The following is an 18,333-nucleotide window of genomic DNA, read 5'->3' as shown; positions in this document are numbered from 1 at the left end:
CCGGACCGTAACAAAACCGCAAGACAATCGACGGCAGGCCCGGGAATCCCCAGGCCTGCCGTTCTGGTACGAAGGGGCGCACGGTGCACATCATCCTCGTGGAAGACGATCTGGAGCTGGGCGCGGCCATCCAGCGCGCGCTGGAGCGCCTGTCCTACACCGTCACCTGGCTGACCGACGGCACCGGCGCCATCGCCACCATGCAGGCCAGCAGCGCCGACCTGGTGCTGCTCGACCTTGGCCTGCCCGGCCAGGACGGCCTGGACATTCTTACCGAAGCGCGCAACAGCGGCCTCGCCACGCCCGTGCTGATCCTCACCGCGCGCGATGCCGTGCAGGCACGCATCCACGGCCTGGATGCCGGCGCCGACGATTACCTCACCAAGCCGTTCCACCTGGATGAACTGGCCGCGCGCATCCGCTCGCTCACGCGCCGCATGCAGGGGCTGGCCGCCAACCGCATCGAGGTCGGCGCGCTGTGCCTGGACCTGGGCACGCTGGAAGTCAGCTTCCGTGGCAACAAGGTGGACCTGACCCGCCGCGAGCTGTCGCTGCTGCAGGCGCTGATGGAACGCTCGGGGCGCGTCGTGCGCCGCGACACGCTGGAAAGCTCGCTGTACGGCGGCGAGAAAGTGGTGACCGACGGCGCCCTCGACGTGCTGGTGCATTCGCTGCGCCGCAAGCTCAGCTTCGACACCATCCAGAACGTGCGCGCGTTCGGCTACATGATTCCACGGGACGCGCGGTGAAACCCACCAGCCTGCGCGGGCGCCTGCGCTGGATGATCATCGCGCTGCTGGTGCTGTTCCTGCTGCCGCTGGCTTTCTACAGCTTCTACCGCACCAGCGACGAAATGGCCGTGTTGTCCGACGCGCGCCTGGCCGAGGCGGCGCACACCGTGGCCGCGTTGATCCGCCAGTCCGGCCTGCAGACCTTCGCCAACCACGACGGCATCATCGTGCCCGTGCAGAAGAAGAGCGTGCTTGCCGCGCAGGGCGAAGTCGCCACGCACGAATCGGAAGTGGGCTTCCAGGTGTTCGACCGACAGGGCAGGCTGCTGCTCGGCACGGTCAACCTGATGACCCTGCCCGCCACGCCCGACGACCGCTCCGCGTATCACGACCTGAAGAAGCAGCACCACGTGTGGCGCGTGTTCAACTACGTCGATCCGGCCAGCCAGTACGTCATCCGCACCGCCGACCGCTACGACAGCCGCGAGAACATCGTCTACACGCTGTGGATCGATCACGGCGTGCCCTTCCTGCTCGGCCTGCCCGTGCTCGCCCTGCTGGTGGGCTGGGCGGTAGGCCGCGGATTGCGTCCGCTCGCCAGCCTCACCACCGCCCTGTCCGAACGCGAACCTGGCAGCCGCGAGCGCATCGTGCTGCCCGACGCGCCGCGCGAACTGCGTCCCGTGCTCGCGGCGCTCAACGAACAGCTGGCGCGGCAGGAAGATGCGCTGGAACGCGAGCGCCGCTTCAGCGCCGACGTGGCGCACGAACTGCGCACGCCGCTGGCATCCATCCAGCTCAACCTGGAAAGCGCGATGGAAACCGTCGACCCCGACGAGATCCACGACAGCGTGGCCGGCGCGCACGGCAGCGTCGCCACGCTGAGCCGGCGCGTGGAACAGCTGCTGGCGCTGGCCAAGCTCGAAGCGGGTGCAGCATCCACGCAGTTCGAACCGGTCGACCTGGCCGAGGTCGCCGACGACGTGGTGAAGGAGCTCGCGCCCGTCATCCAGCGGCGCGGCGTGGAACTCGGCTTCACGCAACAGCATGGCCGCGTGCTGGTGCAAGGCTACGCGCCTGCCCTCGTCGCGCTGCTGCGCAACCTGCTGGAGAACTCGCTGCGCTACGTGCCCGCCGGCGGCCATATCCAGCTCGCCGTGACGCAAAGCCGGCAGGAAGCCACGCTGGAAGTGATCGACAACGGCCCCGGCATTCCCATCGATCGCCGCCGCGACGTGTTCGCCCGCTTCCACCGCGAACACGGCAGCCGCGGCGAAGGCTACGGCCTGGGCCTTTCCATCGTCGCCCGCGCCGCCAGCCTGCACCGTGCCTCCATCGAACTGCTCGATGCGCCGATGGGGCGGGGATTGCGCGTGCGCGTGTCGATTCCGCTGCTGTGTCCCTGAGGGCCGGTTTCAGGACAACGTCACTATCGCCTGCAGCCCGCCGCCTTCGCGATTGGACAACTGCAGATGGCCGCCGATGGAGGCGATCAGCTGCGCGCCGATCGCCAGGCCCAGGCCGGAGCCGCCGGTATCGCGGTTGCGTGAGGATTCCAGCCGATAGAACGGCTCCAGCACCTGTTCGAGTTGGTCCTCGGGAATACCAGGGCCGCGGTCGGAGACGGTGATGGTGAACGCACCGGAGTCGGCGCGGCGCAGGGCCACTTCCGCCGAGCCGCCGTACTTGATGGCGTTGTCGATCAGGTTGACCAGCACGCGGCGCAGCGCTTGCGGGCGAACCGTCGCGGTGATCGCCGGCGCATCGGCCATGCTGACCGGCTGTCCGACATCCTGATAGTCGAACACCAGGCTTTCCAGGAAGGCGCCCACGTCCAGCTTCACCGGTGTTTCCGAACCGCCGTGCGCGCTGCGCGCGTAGGCCACGCCTTCGCGCACCAGGTGTTCCAGCTCGCGCAGGTCGTCGAGGATGCGCTGCTGTTCGGGCGATTCGTCAAGCGCCTCGACGCGCAGGCGCATGCGGGTGATCGGCGTCTGCAGGTCATGCGAGATCGACGCGAGGATGTGCAGCCGCTCCTTGAGATGGCGCGCGATGCGATCCTGCATGGTGTTGAAGGCTTTCGCGGCGCGCGCGACTTCGGTCGGGCCGTCCTGCGGCACGCGCGGGCCGTTGGCGGCCGGCGTCATCGCATCCGCCGCTTCCGCCAGCGTGGCGAGTGGCCGCGTAGCGAGCCGCACGGCCAGCCAGGTGCATATCAGCAGCAGGATCACCTGCAGCACGAACACGAACGGCAGCCACGACGCCACCGGCTTCATGCGCGGCGTGATCTGCAAGGTCAGCGGCGTGCCGTCGTGCAGGGTGAAATGCACCTGGTAGCGCTCCGGCGACATCGAGATGGTGTTGCCGTACACGCGATAGTCCGGGCCCACTTCCTTGGCGATCAGGTCGGTGGTGTAGCGGGAACGCGCCGTGGTCAGCTCGCGGCCCGGTTCGCCCGGGCCGAGCAGGTAGAAGTAGTTGTCGCGTTCCAGCCGCGTGAGCCAGCGCGGACGTTCGGCGGCGGGCAGGCGGTCGAGTACGGCGACGGAGGTGCCCACGTCGTGCTCCAGCGTGTTGAACATCGCCGCCGTCGCGCTCTGCATGCGCTCGGTATAGAGCACCGCGAACGACAAACCCTGCGCCAGCATCAGGCCGACGAAGATGATCAGGTAGAGCCGCGAGGCCATGCTGCGCGGCCACCAGCGCCGCAGGGCATTGGTCGCCTCGGCATTCATGGCTGGTCGCCGTTGAGGATCACCGGCATGGAGAACACGTAGCCCTCGCTGCGCACGGTCTTGATGTAGGTCTGCTCACGTGCGCCGTCCTGCAGGCGCTGGCGCAGGCGGCTCACCAGCAGGTCGATGGAGCGGTCGAACAGTTCCGCGTCCCGGCCCTGCGTGAGGTTGAGCAGCTGGTCGCGCGACAGCACGCGCTGCGGATGATCGAGGAACACGCGCAGCAGGCGGAACTCCGCGCCGCTCAGCGACACCACGGTGCCGTCCTCGTCGAGCAGGTGGCGTGCGGTGGTGTCCAGCCGCCAGCGGCCGAAGGCGATGACGTCGCTGCTCTCGGTCACGCGCAGGTTGGGCGGCAGCATGCGTGTGCGGCGGATCACCGCCTTGATGCGCGCCAAGAGTTCGCGCGGGGAGAACGGCTTGGTGACGTAATCGTCCGCGCCCATTTCCAGGCCGATGATGCGGTCGGTTTCGTCGTCGCGCGCGGTGAGCAGCACCACCGGCACGTGCTTGTGCTTGCCGCCGCGCAGCGTGCGGCACAGCACCAGGCCGTCGTCGCCCGGCATCATGATGTCGAGCACCACCAGGTCGAAGGCGGAGGAGTCCAGCTGCGCGAACATCTCGCGGCCGTCGGCGGCGGCGCTGGCGCGCAGGCCGTTCTTGCGCAGGTAATCCACGATGCCCGTGCGGATGCCGTGGTCGTCATCGACGACGAGGATATGGTCGATGTGTTCCATGCCTACTCCAATAGTGGGACGCAACCGCGCGCGCCGGTGTCACGCCTTGCCGAGCAGCCGGCGCACCTGCGCCTCGGTCTGATCGTAGTCTCCCTCGCCGACGTGGCGGTAGACCACGTGGCCTTCGCGGTCGATCAGGTAGATGGCCGGCCAGTACTGGTTGCCGTAAGCGTTCCAGATCCGGTGGTCGTTATCCATCGCCACGGGATAGCGGATGCCCAGCGTGCGGATCGCCTGCTGCAGGGCGGTGACGTCCTGCTCCTCGTCGTATTCGGGCGTGTGCACGCCCACCACCACCAGGCCATCGCCCGCGTAGCGGTCGTAGAGCGCCTTGGTGTGCGGCAGCACGTGCAGGCAGTTGATGCATTCGCGCGTCCAGAACTCCACCAGCACCACCTTGCCGCGCAATGCGGGCAAGGAGAGCGGCGGCGAGTTGAGCCAGCGGGTGGCGCCGTCGAAGCCGGCGGCGGGCGCATCGGCCACGGGTGTCTGCGCGCTGGCGCTGTTCCATGTGCCGGGCAGCGCGATGAACAGGGCTGCACTGAAAGCCGCGGCAGCAACGGCGTAGCGAAGGAAGGACATGAGCGGTTCTCCGGAAGTGATCGCGGCACGGCGCCGCCGACCTGCCTATGGAAACAGGCCCGCTTGTACCGGGCGTGTCCCGCCACCGGGCTTTTTGTATCGCTTTGTATCCGCCGCCGCGGCCCGCCACCGGCCCGGTTTGTATCCGAACGTATCCGCCTGCGGCGGCGATACATGGCGATGCCAAGAGCCACCGCGCCGGACACATCGGCGATACGCGCCGGGCGTCTCCTATCCCCACCGGCTGATGCACAGCCCTGACCACACCACCCCAAGGAGACTTCCCCATGTCCGACCGCACCATTCTCTATACCGGCAAGACCACCACCACCGGCGGCCGCGAGGGCCGTTCCATCAGCGACGACGGCCAGCTCGACCTCAAGCTCTCCGTGCCCGGCTCCCACCTGCCCGGCACGAATCCGGAGCAGCTGTTCGGCGCCGGCTGGTCCGCCTGCTTCACCGGCGCGATGCGCCATGCCGCCCGCGCGCAGAAGATCAACCTGCCCGCCGAGACCTCCGTGAGCGCGGAGATCGACCTGGGCCAGGGTTCCGAAGGCTTTTTCCTGCAGGCGCGCCTCACGGTCTCGCTGCCGGGCCTGGATCGCGACACCGCCCGCGCGCTGATCGACGCCGCCCATCAGACCTGCCCCTACTCCAAGGCGACGCGCGGAAACATCGACGTCGTGATCACGCTCGCCTGAGCGCCACCCACTCGGAGAAACCACCATGACCCGCTTCCGCGCCCTGCTTGCCGCCACCGTGTGGCTGACGCTCGCCTTCAGCCCGTTCGCCTTCGCCGCCAACCCCATGCCGCCTGGCGCGTCGGCCAGCCCGATGCCATCCGCCGGCGACGGCCAGCCATCGGCCAGTGAAATCAACAGCCGGGCGGACTGGAATGTCGACTATCCCTCCCAGCTCGCCCCGCAGGCGGCCACGCCGAAACTGCCCTACCGCACCTTGCCGACGGTGGTCGTGACACCGACGGGCGCGCCGGAACATCCGCAACCCTGAGCCGCCCGCGCATGGAGACGTGCCGGCTCGAACCGGCACGGCGTTACGTACAAATACGGTAGCCAGCGCCAGCGCGCAGGCGCACGCTGGCGGTTACCGAACGACGAATGATCGACTACGGCAAGGCGGGCCTCGGCATCATCGCGCCCGCATGACACATGCTTGAGGGCACGCCGAGGACATTCATGGAATGCCATCGACGCTACAGCGCAGGGATAGCGGCCATCCTTCTGATGCTGGCCGGGATGAGTCCAGCGATACACGCCACGGAAGGCGGCGGCGGACTCTACCTGCTGGGCAGCCAGTCGCTGGATGCCGGCCTCACGCCCGCACCGGGCTGGTACGTCACGCTGGTCATGCTGCACTACGCCGGCGACGCGGGCGGCGCCTCGCTCGGCGGCGTCAAGCTGATGTCGTTGAACAAGCGCACGGACAGCGCCGGCATCAACCTGCTGTATGCACCGCGACAGCGCGTGCTGGGCGGCCAGTTGGCCGTCTCGATCACCGCGCCTTATGCGCACCTGAAACTCAGTGGCGAGATCAGCGCACCGCGCGGCGTTATCTCGCGCTCGGTCAGCGGATCGGGCAGCGCCGATACGGCGATGAGCGCGCGCCTGGGCTGGGCCGTGGGGCCCTCGTTCACGCATGCGGTGGCCATCACCGTGTGGGCGCCGACCGGCACGTACAACAAGGGCTTCACGCCTTCGCTCGGGCACAACCGCTGGGCGGGCGACGCGCTATGGGCCTTCACCTATGCGCCGTTCGGCCATCACACCGAGTTCTCCGCCGCGATCGGCTACGGCGTCAACGCACCCAACGACGTCACGCATTACCGCAGCGGCAACGAGGCGCATCTGGAATTGGCCATCGGCCAGCATCTATCGCCGCATTGGGAAGTGGGCCTGGCCGGTTATGCCTATCGCCAGGTCAGCGGCGACAACGGCCCGGGCGCCCTGCTCGGCACGCTCAAGGGCCGCGTGTACGGCGCAGGCCCCGCCGTGAACTACGGCACACGACTGGGCACACACGTGGTGGCGTTCACTGCGCGCTACTACAGGGAGTTCGGAGCGGAGCATCATTTCGAGGGCGATCTGGTGCTGGCTTCGGCGACGATCCGGTTCTGACGCGCCAGGGTTCGATCCGCGCATCATTCAAGCTCTTGCGAAACCTGCCGATGAAGTGGCAGGAACAGCACGCAAAGGACTTGCCATGCCTCTCGCCATCGCCTCACCGGGAGCGATACCGCTCACGGCATCGACCCCATCCCTCAGCGCCGCTGCGTTGAACCAGGCGCCCGCCGCGTCGAGTTCGACGGTCACATCGGTGGAAGCCGCTCCCGCACCCGCGGACAGCCCGAAGCTGGCGGAAGCGTTGAAAGCGCTGGGCAAATCCGCGCATCTGCAGAGCGACCTTCAGGATGTCGCCAGTGCGCTGGTGCAGAGCATGCAGCAGGTGATCCAGGACAGGCCCGACCTTGCCATGGCGTCGTTCGATTTCCAGTCCGACGACGGCGCCATCAAGGTGGTGTCCAGCGCGCTCAACGCCAACGACAAGGCGTGGCTGGAACAGACGCTCAACGCCAACCAGTCGCTGGTCAAGGCCGTGCAGTCGTTCCATGACGATGCAACGGACAGCTACGCGCTGTGGTCGGACGCGGGCGGCCAGCCCTTGTCGGCATCCGACGCGGACCAGGCCTCCCGCCTTGCGGATACCAGCTACAACTTCATGAGCATGTTCCGCAAGGCCAGCCAGGCGATGGCGAAGACCATGGACCCCAACGCCAGCTACACCACGTCCAACGGCGCGCCGATCGATTTTCACCACACCGTGAACTCGCCGCTCAGCTTCCTGGTGTTCCAGAAGAGCAACCAGGCGATCACGGATGGTACCAACATCTACACGTCGAGCACCGGCCGCACGTACTACGGCATGATCAAGGGCAACCTGTTTTCCATGGGAGACGCGGCACCCGGCATGCTGCCGAATCTGCCGTCCGGATCGATCGGGTTGAAAGCCACGGCGTGAAGGCTCGCGTGGCTCATCCAGCGCTGTCGCGTTCCTGCATGTTGCGCTTGTAGGCGTTGGCGCGCTCCAGGAATGCGATGGTCTCGTCGAAGATCATCGACACCGGCGGGGGCAGGTCCTTGTTCGCCTTCGATGCCTCGAAGTCGCCCTTGGCGCCGTCGAGCAGCGCATCGATAAGGCCGGGCTCCTGCTGGTCCATCCGCTGCAGCAGGCTCAGCAGGATGTACGAGCAGGCATAGGCCTTGGCATCGGCCTTGGTGAAACCCTGCGGCGTGGCTTCCTCTTCCATCGCGCGCTCCCTTCAATCGTGACGATGCGCCAAGGCGTAGTCGATAGCCGCACGCACCGCGGCCACCTGCGCGTCGTTGCACTGCTGCGGCGTGGCGCGCGGGCTGTCGGGATACACCTCGGTGGTGGTGGCGTAGCGCGCGTGGGTGATGCCGGCGCACAGGCCCCACTGCTTCACCGGAAACTTGATCACGCCCGGCATCAGCAGCGGCGCGCCGATGATCTCGCCGCGCGCGTCAGCATCGGCGATATGCGTCACCTTCGCCACCGCCTCGATCACCGCCTGCTGGAACGCCGGCTGCGGGTTGTCGATGTCGTCGACCAGGTAGAAACCGTCGGGAACCTCGCCCGGCTCGAACGGCTTGCCATCGCGCGCGGCCAGTGCCGGACGGAACTCCGACTCGTCCGAATCGGTGGTCTCGTGCAGGTCGATATGCATCAGCACGTGATCGCTCAGCGGCTCCAGCAGGTCGACCAGCGCCGCCGACTCGCCGGCCGGGCTGCTCTTGCGGAAATTGCGGTTGGGGTCGAGCGCATCCGGATTCCAGCGATGGATGCGCTCGTACGCCCACGGGCTGACACAGGGCACTACCAGCAGGTTGGCGCGGCCGTCATAGTCGCGGCCATGCCGCTGCAAAAACTGCAGCGCGCCATGCACGCCGCTGGTTTCATAACCGTGTACGCCGCCCGTCACCACCAGCACCGGCAGATCGTCGCGCCAGTCGCGGCTGCGCACCACGATCAACGGGTAATGCTCATCGCCATAATGCAAGGCGCCGTACTCGCTGACGTGAAACGCATCGCGCAGCGTCCCCAGGACGCTCAGCACGTCATCGGCATAACTGCGGTGGCGCGTCTGCCTGGCAAGCCACGCCGCACGTTCCGCCGCGCCCCACGGCTGTCCGGGAGTGCCAATGGGATAGAAAGCCTGGTTGCTCATGGTGATGGCGTCGTGGTGGAGAGAGGGCCGTACTTTATCAAACGCCCCAGGCGTGACGGTCATTTTCCGCCTGCGCTTCTGGCCAAGCACCTGGCAGCGAACCTTCGAGACGCGACGTACTCAACCCGCGCCATCCAGCGGCACCTGCATGCCACGCTTGAGCGTGCTCAAGGCCACGCGGGTCTGGAATCGGCGGACGTTGGCGTTGTCGGCCACCAGCCGTTGCATGAGTGCCTCGAAGTCATCGACGTCGCGCGCCACCACGATCAGCACATAGTCGCCGGCGCCGGTGACGTACCACGCCTCCTGGACGCACGGCTCGGCGCCGATCCATTGCTTCAGGCTCGCCAGCAGCTCCGGCCGCTCGCGCTCCACTTCCACGTCGACGATCATCGTCAGTGGACGTCCAGCCCGCTTGGGATCGACTACCGCTACTTCCGCGAGGATGACGCCGTCCTCGCGCATGCGCACGATGCGCCGCTGCACCGCCGAGGCGGACAGGCCGACCTCCGCGCCGATCAGCTCCGCAGGGCGGCGCGCGTCCTTCTGCAGGATGCCCAGGATGCGTCGGTCAACCTTGTCCAGTTCACTGGCCATGAGCGCGAAACCCACACGAGACGGGAAAAAGATGCGCCGAGGCTCCCCAGGTTGCGGGCTGGCCGCGCCGCCGGACTCTAGCATAGCCCGCACTTCCACCACCCAGGCATTCGCCGCATGAAACTGCATTACCAGTCACACTCGCCTTATGCACGCAAGGTGCTCGTGTTCGCCCACGAAGCCGGGCTGGCCGATCGCCTCGAGGTGATCCAGCAGGAAACCAGCCCGGTGCAACGCAACGACGACGTGTTCGCGCTCAACCCGCTCGGCAAGGTGCCCGTGCTGGTCTGCGACGACGGCACGGTGCTGTTCGATTCCAGCGTCATCTGCGACTACCTGGATGGCCTGCACCACGGCGACAAACTCATTCCGTACGCCGCGCCGCGGCGCTTGCAGGCCTTGCTCAAGCAGGCGCTCGCCATGGGCCTGGCCGATGCGGGCATTGCCGCGCGCTGGGAATCGCAGCGCCGGCCCGAGGCGTTGCGCTGGCCGCCCTTGCTGGAAGGCCATCTGCAGAAAGTCATCGCCGCCTGCGATTACCTGGAAGCGAACGTGCCCGACGGCGAGCGCGTGGACATCGGCGACATCGCGCTCGCCACGGCCCTCAGCTGGATCGAGTTCCGCCAGGTCCACGATTTTCAGCCAGGACGTCCCCGACTGTCCGCCTGGTATCGACGCTTCTGCGCACGCCCGTCGATGATGGCCACGCCGCTGTCCGGCGAGACCGTCGACCGTCCCGCATCCTTCCCGCCGGGAGCCGCGGATGCCGTCGCTTTGGCTTGACCTGCTGTGCCTGCACGGACATATCGCCGATCCGCGGTTGCTGCGCAGGTTGGCGACACACCCACCGGCACCGCGACCCACGCGTGAGAAGCGCGATGCGCGCCTCTCGCTCGCCAAACGCGCCGTGACCTCACTGCGTATATGCCTGGGCATCGGCGATGGCGTGCTGCGTTCGCAGTGAATCGCAAGGCTGGGCCGCCTGTCGGCATCATGGTCGCAGGCCGTTATGATCGCGCTGCGCCATCACAACGGAATCCGCAGCATGACCCGACTGGAACAAGCCCGCACCGAAATCGTTCTACTGCACGAACAGATCGAAGCGTGGTTTCGCGGCGAAGCGGCACCTGAGGCACTGGATGCGCTGATCGCCTGTTTTGACGATGACTTCGCGATGGTGACGGTGCGTGGCGAACGTCTGGACCGCGACAGCACCCGCCACCTGTTCGCGCGACTCGGCGGCGCGCGGCCGGGCATCGCCATCACCATCGACGATGTCGCCGTGACCGTCGATAGTCCCGAGGGGTGCATGGTGAGCTACCGCGAAATACAGGTCCTGCCCGATGGCTCGTCCAACCAGCGGCATTCGGTGGCCTGGCTGAGCACCGCGGAACTGGGGCGACCCCGGTGGCGGTTTCTGCAGGAGACGTCCATTCCGCAGGCCGCATGACTTCAGGAACGTCCCACTAGCATTCGTCGTTCCATGGCGGCGCTGCAAGACGCGACAAGCGTTCAGTCCTGCGACGAAGCCGCACCCTGACCCGGCCCCTTCGTGCCGGGTGCGACGCGGTTCAACCATTCGAAGGCGCGTCGCATCCAGTTGCCCACCTGGGCCGTGTTCCACACGAAGGTGGCCACGCTGCGGGGCGGCATGGTGTATTCGAACTGGATGGTGCCTTCGGCCACGGACAGGTGTCGCTCCTGCGGGTTGGTGTTGACCATTACCAGCACGATCGACCCGTCGGTGGTGTTCTGGAACGCGACGTTGGCCACGCCCTTGTCGGCGTCGGTGTCCGTGGATGCCACGCGCAGGGCGTCGCGCATGACGAACTTGCTGAAGTGCGCCAGCGCGTAGTACTCGTCGTTGCGGCTCACCGCGCCGGTCTTGGAGTCGATCATGATCACGCCCTTGCAGGCGGCGCAGCCGCCGAAGTGCGGGCCGTGGTTTTCGTCCAGCGCCAGGTTCCAGTAAATCACGCCGCGCGCCCATTGCCGGATGCCGGTGACCAGCAGATTGCGCGCGAACCAGATCAGCTCGCCGTTGATGCTCGAGGCCCAGTCACCGCCGGAGCATTCGGTGAGATAGACGTCCTTCTGCGGATACGCGCGATGCACGCGCCCCTGCGCCGCCTGGCTGCCTTCGTAGCAATGCCAGGCCACGCCGTCGATGTAGCGCGAGGCATCGGGATCGCCCAGCACGGCCAGCGGCTGCTCGGGGTGGCTCCAGTTGTGGTCCCATTCGAGGATGGCCGTCGCCGGGTTGCGTCCCGCCAGCCGGGGCCCCAGGTATTGCGCGACGATGCGCGCGCGCGTCTCCGCGCTCATGGCCATGCCCGGATAGGTGATCGGCACGAAGTTGGGTTCGTTCTGCAGGGTCAGCGCGAAGATGGGGATGCCATAGCCGCGGTACGTGTCGACGTACTTCACGAGGTAATCCGCGTAGTCGCTTTCGTACTGCTCCAGCAACTCGCCGCCGATCAGGTTCTCGCTGCTCTTCATCCACGCCGGCGCGCTCCAGGGCGAGGCGATGATGCGCAGGTCGGGATTGACCGCAAGCACTTCGCGCACGGTCGGTATCACGTCCTGCAGGTTGGCGGTGACGTTGAAATGCGTCAGGTCGGGATCGGTCTGGCCGGTGGGTACGTCGTCCAGCGTGTACGGCTTCAACGAGAAGTCCGACGCGCCGATGGTCAGGCGCATCATGCTCAGGTTGAGGTTGGGCGGCGGCCCGTACAGCTCGCGCAGCAGCTCGCCGCGCTGCGCGTCGCTGAGCTTGTTCTGCAGCAGCCATGCGGACGAATCCGTCATCGCCGCGCCGAAGCCCACCATGGTCTGGTACTTCTTGCCCACGTCGATCACCACGTCGGCGGGCGAACCGCCGCGCGCACCCAGCGCGATGTCGGGCTGTCGCATCAGCTTGAGGCGACGGTCGGCCGTGCTCAGCCAGATCTCCACCGCCGGTCCGGTGATCGGCGCCGGGATGGCCACGCGGGCCACGGCCTTGGGATGTTCGAAGCGCGGCGCATAGACGGCCGCGAAGGTCAGCAGCGCGAGTACGACGATGAAGGCGACAGCAGCCCAGGGGGCATTCGACTCGCGCTCATCCATGGTGCGCGCAATACCCGTCGATCATGGTGCGGTTCACTTGAATCACGAAGCTCCCGGGCTTTCGCAGAAGCATACTGGACTTGCCGGCATGGATGAGTTTGGCGGCGGACACGCGCCCTGCACTCGCGCTCATTCCCGCTCGCGCAGGAACGCGCCGATGCGGCGACGCAGCTGGCGGTCGTCGATCTGCCTGGCGTCGTCGTCCGCCGCGATGGCGTACTCGCGCGCCCGCTCGGGTTCGCCGGTGCGGCGGTAGCGCTCGGCCAGCGCAAAGCGGATCGACGCACGATACGCGTGCGCATCCGGCCATGACGCCTTGTCCAGGGCCTTCAGGTACAGGGGAATGGCGGCGCGGTCATCCTCGGTGAAATCCGCGAGGGTTTCCCACAGGAACGGATGCTCGTATCCGGCAGCGCCTTGTGATTCGCAATAGTCTTTCAGCGCCTCGTAGCTCTCCCGGTACTTTTCGGGTTGCGCTTCGTTCGCCAGTTGGGTCGCGAACGCCATGACGCGATCCCAAACCTCTGCCTTGAGCTCCATCGGCTCCGCTCCTCGACCCGGCCGCATAACCTTGCGCCCACGTCCGCCAGGGGTCGAAAGCGGATGCGGGCGCCCGTTCCCTGTGCTGGAACGGGCATGCGCAGAGTAGCGCATAGCTCCTGCGACAGTGCGCGCCCGCCGGCCCTGGCCGGCACGTCCATGGCACCGCATCGACCCCATCTACACCGCAGGCGGGCTATAGTCTCCGACTGACCCGCAAGGTTGGCCGCCCGCCACTGGTCTAGAGCGCGACGCATGCTCAAGCGATATCGATGGTCCATGCTCAACGTATTGATTGCGACGATGACGCTGATCGTGATCGTCCTGGTGATGGTGCCGATCTGGCGCGGCTTCGGCCCGAGCCGGCACATCGCCGAGGCGCTGAAGGACGCGAACGCGTTGAAGGACGTCGTGCTGGAGGCGGCCACCGTGCGCGGCGGGCTGGCCGAGGTCCATGCCACGGATCTGCACTACAACCGCTCAGCGGCGGTGGGCACCTATATCGCCTCCGCGGAGATCGCCGACGGCGGCCTGATCACCTTGCACACACGCAATACCGGGGCAAACCCCGACCCCGTGCTGATGCTGATTCCCAGGGAGCGCAACGGCAAGGAAGGCGCGGAGATCACCTGGAGCTGCAAGCTCGTGCTCACCGGCTATTCGCTGTCGCCGCCCGATTGCCTCAACCAGAACGCGACGATGGTGCAGGCGGGCAACGGGCTGGAATCCCAGACGGCGAGAGTGGGCGCCGCGGCGACGCCGCCGGCGGCCGGAGCCCCGCAGCCCTGACCACGTCCGTCGGGTTCACGCGGAAGCGCCCTTCCCGTTCGGCTCGCCGTACCAGCGCTTCGAGCGGTTGACGATGCGCACCACCGACAGCATCACCGGCACCTCGACCAACACGCCCACCACCGTGGCCAGGGCCGCGCCCGAATCCAGGCCGAACAGGCTCACCGCGGCGGCGACGGCCAGCTCGAAGAAGTTGCTTGCGCCGATCAGGGCGGACGGCCCCGCCACGCAGTGTTCGACGCCCAAGCGGCGGTTCAGCAGATAGGCCAGACCCGAAGTGAAGTACACCTGCACCAGGATCGGCACCGCGAGCATCGCGATGATCAGGGGTTGCGCCAGCATCTGCTTTCCCTGAAAGCCGAACAGCAGCGTCAGGGTGATCAGCAAGGCGCCCAGCGACACCGGCGCCAGGCGACGCAGGCATGCGGCCAGGGCCGCTTCGCCGCCGCGCGCCAACAGCATGCGCCGCAGCAGGCTTGCACCGATCACCGGCAACACGATGTACAGCCCCACGGACAACGCCAGCGTGGCCCAGGGCACCGTGATCGCCGACACGCCCAGCAGCAGCGCCACCAGCGGCGCGAACGCCACCACCATGATCGCGTCGTTGATGGCGACCTGGCTGAGCGTGAACGTCGGCTCGCCCTGGCACAGGTGGCTCCACACGAACACCATGGCCGTGCACGGCGCCGCCGCCAGCAGGATCAGGCCGGCCACGTAACTGTCCACTTCGCCCGGCGGCAGATGGCCGGCAAAGACATGCCGCAGGAACAGCCAGGCGAGCACGGCCATGGAGAACGGTTTCACCGCCCAGTTGACGAACAGCGTGACGCCCATGCCCTTCCAGTGGCGCCCGACCTGGCGCATGGCGCCAAGGTCGACCTTCAGCAACATGGGCACGATCATCAGCCAGATGAGCAGCGCCATCGGCAGGTTGACCCTGGCAAGCTGCATCGCTCCGAGAGTGGCGAACGGCCCCGGCAACCAATGGCCCACCGCCGTGCCCAGCACGATGCACGCAGCGACCCAGAGCGTCAGATAGCGCTCGAACAAGCCGATGGCAGGCTGTGTGTCGACGGCTTCACTCATGCGCATCGTCCCCGGACTGGAACAGGCCGATCCGGTCCAGCGCGGTTTTCAACGCAGTGCGGTCGGCCCAGGTGTCGGACGGCAGATCGAGCAACGCCCTTACGCGCGCCTTGATCGTGGCATGCGCACGCGCAAATGCGGCGTGCTTGTCGGCATCGCTACCCTGCACGCTCGCCGGATCGGGCAAACCCCAGTGCGTGCGCACGAAGTCGCCAAGAAACACGGGGCAGGTTTCGTCATTCGCGCTATCGCATACCGTGATCACGATATCGAGCGCCGGCGCGCCGGCGCCGGAGAACTCGTCCCAGGATTTGCTGCGCAGGCCGTGAGTGGGCATGCCTGCGGCGTCGAGCGTGTCGAGCGCAAACGGGTTGATCTTGCCGGTGGGCCGGCTGCCCGCACTGAACGCCTCGAACCGTGGGCTGCCCCAGGCGCGCAGCGTGGCTTCGGCCAACACGCTGCGGGCGGAGTTGCCCGTGCACACGAACAGGACGCGATGAGTCACGACGATTCCCCGGAATAAAGATCAGCAGCTGTCGCCGGGCCGGCAAGCGCCGGACACCGGAGCACAGCCGGCGTCCGCGCTCCCCGCGCAGCAGTTGTGGGTGAGGTAGGCAATGAGCCCATTCATGGCGTCGAAGGCCGCCCGGTAGCAGACGAAACGGCCCTGCGGCTCGGCCGTCACCAGCCCCGCGTTGGCCAGCTCCTTCAGATGAAAGGACAGCGTGGCGCCGGGCATGCCCAGCTCGTCCCCGATATCCCCCGCCATGCGACCCGCCGGGCCCGCCACCACCAGCAGACGAAAGATGGCCAGGCGCTTGGCGTGGCCGAGGGCGGTGAGCGCGGCGATGGCGTCTGTCGTTTCCATAAAACTAGAATAGTCGAAATGTTTGCGGGGCGGCAAGCCGAGCCGCGAAGCCATGACTTCGCGAACCGCCACCGCGAGCGCGTGGGCAACACCTGCGCTCGTGCACGCCGCAGGCGTCGAGAAAGCATGAAGAGCGCGGGCACCATTTCGGCGGGAGCCAGCTTGGCGTGGCTATGCTCGACCGCCTCGGATGAGACCTGAGGTGCCGCCATGTCCGCGGATACGAAGACTCCGTTCGAACACGTCAACGATGTAGTCGCGCAGCTGAAGGAAATGCGCCACTACGCGAAGAACAATGTCGAAACCCTCACGGCGCAGTGGCTGCTGTTCGACGGCGAACTGAAAAAGCTCAAGCAGGCGGCGTCCACCGAAACGCTGATGACGCGCCAGAGCGAACTGCATGACGCACTGAACGAGCAGATCGCCATCCTCGAAGAACTCGCCACGACGCTGCAACCGCCGCCCGAGCAGCCGTAACTTCTACGGAGCCGCATCGGTCCTGATCTCAGGCGATGGATGCGTCGACGACCACCTGGTCGCGGCCGTTCTTCTTGGCCAGGCGCATGGCCTGGTCGGCGCGCGAGATCAGGCTTTCGATGTTTTCGCCGGGCCGATCGCAGCACACGATGCCGACGCTGACCGTCAGCAGGCGATCCGGGCGATGCACGACACGCACTGCCTCGCGCAAGCGCTCCGCGCGCGAACGCGCGTGCTGCATGTTCACGCCGCACAGCAGCACCACGAATTCCTCGCCACCCACGCGGCCAATCAGGTCCGAATCGCGCATCTGCGCACGCAGGCCGCTCGCCAGCTGGATCAGCACCTGATCGCCGGCCTCGTGGCCGAACGCATCGTTGAGCTGCTTGAAGTGATCCGCATCCAGGTAAAGCAGCGCCGCCGGCATGCGACGCAGGTAGATATCGCTCAAGGCGTAGCGCGCCAGTTCGAGAAACCGGTTGCGCTGGAGCAGGCCGGTGAGGCCGTCGGTGTGCGCCTGCTCCCTCAGTTTCTTTTCCAGGCGGAACTGCTCGAACAGCGTGCGCGTGATGAACGCGCGCAGCACGGCGGCCACGGAAATCGCGATGGTCATGTACACGGCGTACTGGAACACGGGCACGCCGCTGACCGAGCCCAGCATCAGCATCGGCAACGGACCGAGCGCGCACAGCAGCATCGCGACGATGAAATCCCAGCGGCCGATCCAGATCACCGACGACGCCACCGGCAGCAACAGCCCGGGCAGCACCAGCCGCTGGCCCGGCACTTGGCCGATGCCGTTCAAGTTGACGCCCACTTCCAGCAGCAGCACGCAGGCGAGCGCCAGCAGGCTCAACGCCAGCGGCCGCCGTTCGCGCCGGGCCGCCACAGCCAGCACCGCAAGCGGCACGACAGGCGCCAGCCGCAGCGGCAAAGGTACCGGCGACGAACTGAGCAGCGCGCGCCCGCCGGCCGCCAGCAGATAGGCGGCCACCGCCAGCGCCGTCAGCGCGCGGATTGCCGGCGCCATGCGTTGCGCAAGGTAGTGCGTGTACTCCCGTCGATGTTCCGTATCGTCGGCGCGCCGCTGCTTGGCGAACGGGTGGGGCATGCGGTGCGGGCCTCAGGCGCGTGGATGGGAACGGATACCACCCGATGCGCAGCAAGATGGATGCCACGCGCCCGAAGCAAGCGCTGTCGCGGTTTCGGCGCGACGCTCGCTGGCACGGCAGGGCCAAGCCTTACCTGGAAGGGCAGGCAGCGACGCCACACGGCAGTCCGCCGGCCCGCGGCGGCGCCTGGCTAGGCGGGTCCGAGGAAGGAGGCCAGGTCGCCCTTGATCATGCTTTGCGCTTCCTCGACCGTGAGGTTGTTGCCCACCACGGTGTCCAGATGCTCCGTGGCTTCCAGCAACAGGGAGCGCACGTCGCCGGACGACAGCACGCCCTTCTCCACCAGCTTCCGTACCAGCGCCCTGAGGATCTGGGCCTCAAGCGTGGTGTTTCCCAGGCCCGGTGTGGCATCCAGAGACATGATGATTTCCTCCGTCAGTAGCGCACGGCGCAGCCGTGGATCGCATCACCGCACGCCCGCCTCGAAAAACGCGTACCCCTGGTCCGCCACCTGCTTCAACACCGCCGCCGCGTCCAGGCCAACAAAGTAGTTGCCCGAGACCAGATCCGTGCCCTGCAGAAACAACTGAGGTTCCACCAGCTCCGGCTTGGGCGGAACACGCGCAAAGGCGAGCTGGTTCCCGGTGGGAACCGCGACGAACCAACCGTTGCTGATACTGCTTTGGTAGATGTCGACGAGCATG

Annotated in this window: 25 protein-coding genes; 11 read left to right on the top strand and 14 right to left on the bottom strand. The window is 67.0% G+C overall.

All coding sequences use genetic code 11. The annotated features are described in order from the left end of the window. The first annotated feature begins 83 nt into the window (after positions 1 to 83). Together BDW41_RS08920 and BDW41_RS08915 are read left to right on the top strand one after the other, a co-directional pair. Positions 84 to 749 carry a response regulator gene (locus tag BDW41_RS08920; RefSeq protein ID WP_074551787.1) on the top strand — a complete coding sequence of 222 codons (666 nt, stop codon included), beginning with the start codon at positions 84 to 86 and terminating at the stop codon, positions 747 to 749. Next, complete coding sequence (locus tag BDW41_RS08915) at positions 746 to 2,137, top strand: ATP-binding protein (RefSeq protein ID WP_199535310.1); 1,392 nt, start codon at positions 746 to 748, stop codon at positions 2,135 to 2,137. The genes BDW41_RS08920 and BDW41_RS08915 overlap by 4 nt, the downstream gene beginning before the upstream one ends. Positions 2,138 to 2,146: 9 nt before the next feature. On the opposite strand, the gene BDW41_RS08910 is transcribed toward BDW41_RS08915, so the two are convergent. From BDW41_RS08910 to BDW41_RS08900, 3 genes are read right to left on the bottom strand one after another with little or no spacing between them, the layout of a single operon-like run. Beyond that, positions 2,147 to 3,466, bottom strand: a complete 1,320-nt coding sequence (locus tag BDW41_RS08910; protein WP_074551788.1) for a HAMP domain-containing sensor histidine kinase — start codon at positions 3,464 to 3,466, stop codon at positions 2,147 to 2,149. After that, the gene (locus BDW41_RS08905; RefSeq protein WP_074551789.1) at positions 3,463 to 4,203 is read right to left on the bottom strand and encodes a response regulator; all 741 of its coding nucleotides are present in this window, start codon (positions 4,201 to 4,203) and stop codon (positions 3,463 to 3,465) included. Before BDW41_RS08905 ends, BDW41_RS08910 begins: the two co-directional genes overlap by 4 nt. Positions 4,204 to 4,242: 39 nt before the next feature. Further along, positions 4,243 to 4,785, bottom strand: coding sequence for a redoxin domain-containing protein (locus BDW41_RS08900; RefSeq protein ID WP_074551790.1), 543 nt, complete (start codon positions 4,783 to 4,785; stop codon positions 4,243 to 4,245). A 287-nt stretch (positions 4,786 to 5,072) separates the two neighbouring features. On the opposite strand from BDW41_RS08900, the gene BDW41_RS08895 reads away from it, so the two are divergent. The 4 genes from BDW41_RS08895 to BDW41_RS08880 all read left to right on the top strand — a co-directional run bounded on the left by BDW41_RS08895 (position 5,073) and on the right by BDW41_RS08880 (position 7,821). After that, a complete protein-coding gene (locus BDW41_RS08895; RefSeq protein WP_074551791.1) occupies positions 5,073 to 5,486 on the top strand; it encodes an organic hydroperoxide resistance protein in 414 nt (137 codons plus the stop codon). Positions 5,487 to 5,511: 25 nt separating this feature from the next. After that, on the top strand, positions 5,512 to 5,796 hold the full coding sequence (locus tag BDW41_RS08890; RefSeq protein ID WP_074551792.1) for a hypothetical protein: 285 nt from the start codon (positions 5,512 to 5,514) through the stop codon (positions 5,794 to 5,796). A gap of 185 nt (positions 5,797 to 5,981) precedes the next feature. Continuing rightward, entirely contained in the window at positions 5,982 to 6,920 is a 939-nt protein-coding gene (locus BDW41_RS08885) for a transporter (protein WP_233496821.1), read from the top strand. A gap of 85 nt (positions 6,921 to 7,005) precedes the next feature. Then, positions 7,006 to 7,821: a hypothetical protein gene (locus BDW41_RS08880; protein WP_146217334.1), complete on the top strand. Its 816-nt coding sequence runs from the start codon at positions 7,006 to 7,008 to the stop codon at positions 7,819 to 7,821. A gap of 13 nt (positions 7,822 to 7,834) precedes the next feature. Here BDW41_RS08880 and BDW41_RS08875 read toward each other — a convergent pair whose 3' ends face one another. The 3 genes from BDW41_RS08875 to BDW41_RS08865 all read right to left on the bottom strand — a co-directional run bounded on the left by BDW41_RS08875 (position 7,835) and on the right by BDW41_RS08865 (position 9,646). Further along, positions 7,835 to 8,110, bottom strand: coding sequence for a hypothetical protein (locus BDW41_RS08875; RefSeq protein WP_074551795.1), 276 nt, complete (start codon positions 8,108 to 8,110; stop codon positions 7,835 to 7,837). Between the two features lie 12 nt (positions 8,111 to 8,122). Continuing rightward, the gene (locus BDW41_RS08870; protein WP_074551796.1) at positions 8,123 to 9,049 is read right to left on the bottom strand and encodes a M14 family metallocarboxypeptidase; all 927 of its coding nucleotides are present in this window, start codon (positions 9,047 to 9,049) and stop codon (positions 8,123 to 8,125) included. 120 nt (positions 9,050 to 9,169) lie between these two features. Further along, entirely contained in the window at positions 9,170 to 9,646 is a 477-nt protein-coding gene (locus tag BDW41_RS08865) for an Lrp/AsnC family transcriptional regulator (RefSeq protein WP_074551880.1), read from the bottom strand. Positions 9,647 to 9,763: 117 nt separating this feature from the next. Between BDW41_RS08865 and BDW41_RS08860 the strand changes: the two genes are divergently transcribed. From BDW41_RS08860 to BDW41_RS08850, 3 genes are read left to right on the top strand one after another with little or no spacing between them, the layout of a single operon-like run. Further along, positions 9,764 to 10,429: a glutathione S-transferase family protein gene (locus BDW41_RS08860; RefSeq protein WP_074551797.1), complete on the top strand. Its 666-nt coding sequence runs from the start codon at positions 9,764 to 9,766 to the stop codon at positions 10,427 to 10,429. Further along, a complete protein-coding gene (locus BDW41_RS08855; RefSeq protein ID WP_074551798.1) occupies positions 10,410 to 10,610 on the top strand; it encodes a hypothetical protein in 201 nt (66 codons plus the stop codon). The genes BDW41_RS08860 and BDW41_RS08855 overlap by 20 nt, the downstream gene beginning before the upstream one ends. 45 nt (positions 10,611 to 10,655) lie before the next feature. Beyond that, positions 10,656 to 11,096, top strand: coding sequence for a DUF4440 domain-containing protein (locus BDW41_RS08850; RefSeq protein ID WP_083337783.1), 441 nt, complete (start codon positions 10,656 to 10,658; stop codon positions 11,094 to 11,096). Positions 11,097 to 11,158: 62 nt separating this feature from the next. Here the strand turns inward: BDW41_RS08850 and BDW41_RS08845 are convergent, their stop codons facing one another. Both BDW41_RS08845 and BDW41_RS08840 read right to left on the bottom strand, forming a co-directional pair. After that, on the bottom strand, positions 11,159 to 12,754 hold the full coding sequence (locus BDW41_RS08845; RefSeq protein WP_083337784.1) for a glycoside hydrolase family 30 beta sandwich domain-containing protein: 1,596 nt from the start codon (positions 12,752 to 12,754) through the stop codon (positions 11,159 to 11,161). Positions 12,755 to 12,883: 129 nt separating this feature from the next. Continuing rightward, positions 12,884 to 13,261: a hypothetical protein gene (locus BDW41_RS08840; RefSeq protein WP_146217333.1), complete on the bottom strand. Its 378-nt coding sequence runs from the start codon at positions 13,259 to 13,261 to the stop codon at positions 12,884 to 12,886. A 336-nt stretch (positions 13,262 to 13,597) separates the two neighbouring features. On the opposite strand from BDW41_RS08840, the gene BDW41_RS08835 reads away from it, so the two are divergent. Further along, the gene (locus tag BDW41_RS08835) at positions 13,598 to 14,083 is read left to right on the top strand and encodes a hypothetical protein (protein ID WP_158536989.1); all 486 of its coding nucleotides are present in this window, start codon (positions 13,598 to 13,600) and stop codon (positions 14,081 to 14,083) included. 15 nt (positions 14,084 to 14,098) lie between these two features. On the opposite strand, the gene arsB is transcribed toward BDW41_RS08835, so the two are convergent. Genes arsB through BDW41_RS08820 form a run of 3 tightly spaced genes read right to left on the bottom strand, consistent with a single transcriptional unit; the run spans position 14,099 to position 16,040 of the window. Further along, positions 14,099 to 15,172: an ACR3 family arsenite efflux transporter gene (gene arsB / locus BDW41_RS08830; protein WP_199535309.1), complete on the bottom strand. Its 1,074-nt coding sequence runs from the start codon at positions 15,170 to 15,172 to the stop codon at positions 14,099 to 14,101. After that, positions 15,165 to 15,677, bottom strand: coding sequence for an arsenate reductase ArsC (locus BDW41_RS08825; protein ID WP_074551802.1), 513 nt, complete (start codon positions 15,675 to 15,677; stop codon positions 15,165 to 15,167). Before BDW41_RS08825 ends, arsB begins: the two co-directional genes overlap by 8 nt. 21 nt (positions 15,678 to 15,698) lie before the next feature. Beyond that, entirely contained in the window at positions 15,699 to 16,040 is a 342-nt protein-coding gene (locus BDW41_RS08820) for a metalloregulator ArsR/SmtB family transcription factor (RefSeq protein ID WP_074551803.1), read from the bottom strand. Positions 16,041 to 16,250: 210 nt separating this feature from the next. Here BDW41_RS08820 and BDW41_RS08815 point away from each other — a divergent pair, with 210 nt between their 5' ends. Continuing rightward, positions 16,251 to 16,517, top strand: a complete 267-nt coding sequence (locus BDW41_RS08815; RefSeq protein ID WP_074551804.1) for a hypothetical protein — start codon at positions 16,251 to 16,253, stop codon at positions 16,515 to 16,517. Positions 16,518 to 16,545: 28 nt separating this feature from the next. Here BDW41_RS08815 and BDW41_RS08810 read toward each other — a convergent pair whose 3' ends face one another. From BDW41_RS08810 to BDW41_RS08800, 3 genes are all read right to left on the bottom strand, one after another. Beyond that, positions 16,546 to 17,628: a GGDEF domain-containing protein gene (locus BDW41_RS08810; RefSeq protein ID WP_074551805.1), complete on the bottom strand. Its 1,083-nt coding sequence runs from the start codon at positions 17,626 to 17,628 to the stop codon at positions 16,546 to 16,548. 191 nt (positions 17,629 to 17,819) lie between these two features. Next, on the bottom strand, positions 17,820 to 18,050 hold the full coding sequence (locus BDW41_RS08805) for a hypothetical protein (RefSeq protein ID WP_074551806.1): 231 nt from the start codon (positions 18,048 to 18,050) through the stop codon (positions 17,820 to 17,822). 45 nt (positions 18,051 to 18,095) lie between these two features. Then, positions 18,096 to 18,332, bottom strand: a complete 237-nt coding sequence (locus BDW41_RS08800) for a hypothetical protein (protein WP_074551807.1) — start codon at positions 18,330 to 18,332, stop codon at positions 18,096 to 18,098. Position 18,333: the final 1 nt, after the last annotated feature.

The sequence above is a fragment of the Dyella sp. AtDHG13 genome (assembly GCF_003201105.1).
GTDB classification, from domain to species: domain Bacteria; phylum Pseudomonadota; class Gammaproteobacteria; order Xanthomonadales; family Rhodanobacteraceae; genus Dyella; species Dyella jiangningensis_B.
The sequence above is the reverse complement of the archived record's forward strand: the minus strand, read 5'-3'. Positions and strand labels throughout refer to the sequence as shown.

Coding starts and splice junctions, on each gene's coding strand:
- BDW41_RS08910 (WP_074551788.1), bottom strand. CDS start 3,466: ATGAATGCCGAGGCGACCAATGCCCTGCGGCGCTGGTGGCCGCGCAGC.
- BDW41_RS08905 (WP_074551789.1), bottom strand. CDS start 4,203: ATGGAACACATCGACCATATCCTCGTCGTCGATGACGACCACGGCATC.
- BDW41_RS08900 (WP_074551790.1), bottom strand. CDS start 4,785: ATGTCCTTCCTTCGCTACGCCGTTGCTGCCGCGGCTTTCAGTGCAGCC.
- BDW41_RS08895 (WP_074551791.1), top strand. CDS start 5,073: ATGTCCGACCGCACCATTCTCTATACCGGCAAGACCACCACCACCGGC.
- BDW41_RS08890 (WP_074551792.1), top strand. CDS start 5,512: ATGACCCGCTTCCGCGCCCTGCTTGCCGCCACCGTGTGGCTGACGCTC.
- BDW41_RS08885 (WP_233496821.1), top strand. CDS start 5,982: ATGGAATGCCATCGACGCTACAGCGCAGGGATAGCGGCCATCCTTCTG.
- BDW41_RS08880 (WP_146217334.1), top strand. CDS start 7,006: ATGCCTCTCGCCATCGCCTCACCGGGAGCGATACCGCTCACGGCATCG.
- BDW41_RS08875 (WP_074551795.1), bottom strand. CDS start 8,110: ATGGAAGAGGAAGCCACGCCGCAGGGTTTCACCAAGGCCGATGCCAAG.
- BDW41_RS08870 (WP_074551796.1), bottom strand. CDS start 9,049: ATGAGCAACCAGGCTTTCTATCCCATTGGCACTCCCGGACAGCCGTGG.
- BDW41_RS08865 (WP_074551880.1), bottom strand. CDS start 9,646: ATGGCCAGTGAACTGGACAAGGTTGACCGACGCATCCTGGGCATCCTG.
- BDW41_RS08860 (WP_074551797.1), top strand. CDS start 9,764: ATGAAACTGCATTACCAGTCACACTCGCCTTATGCACGCAAGGTGCTC.
- BDW41_RS08855 (WP_074551798.1), top strand. CDS start 10,410: ATGCCGTCGCTTTGGCTTGACCTGCTGTGCCTGCACGGACATATCGCC.
- BDW41_RS08850 (WP_083337783.1), top strand. CDS start 10,656: ATGATCGCGCTGCGCCATCACAACGGAATCCGCAGCATGACCCGACTG.
- BDW41_RS08845 (WP_083337784.1), bottom strand. CDS start 12,754: ATGGATGAGCGCGAGTCGAATGCCCCCTGGGCTGCTGTCGCCTTCATC.
- BDW41_RS08840 (WP_146217333.1), bottom strand. CDS start 13,261: ATGGCGTTCGCGACCCAACTGGCGAACGAAGCGCAACCCGAAAAGTAC.
- BDW41_RS08835 (WP_158536989.1), top strand. CDS start 13,598: ATGACGCTGATCGTGATCGTCCTGGTGATGGTGCCGATCTGGCGCGGC.
- arsB (WP_199535309.1), bottom strand. CDS start 15,172: ATGAGTGAAGCCGTCGACACACAGCCTGCCATCGGCTTGTTCGAGCGC.
- BDW41_RS08820 (WP_074551803.1), bottom strand. CDS start 16,040: ATGGAAACGACAGACGCCATCGCCGCGCTCACCGCCCTCGGCCACGCC.
- BDW41_RS08815 (WP_074551804.1), top strand. CDS start 16,251: ATGTCCGCGGATACGAAGACTCCGTTCGAACACGTCAACGATGTAGTC.
- BDW41_RS08810 (WP_074551805.1), bottom strand. CDS start 17,628: ATGCCCCACCCGTTCGCCAAGCAGCGGCGCGCCGACGATACGGAACAT.
- BDW41_RS08805 (WP_074551806.1), bottom strand. CDS start 18,050: ATGTCTCTGGATGCCACACCGGGCCTGGGAAACACCACGCTTGAGGCC.
- BDW41_RS08800 (WP_074551807.1), bottom strand. CDS start 18,332: ATGCTCGTCGACATCTACCAAAGCAGTATCAGCAACGGTTGGTTCGTC.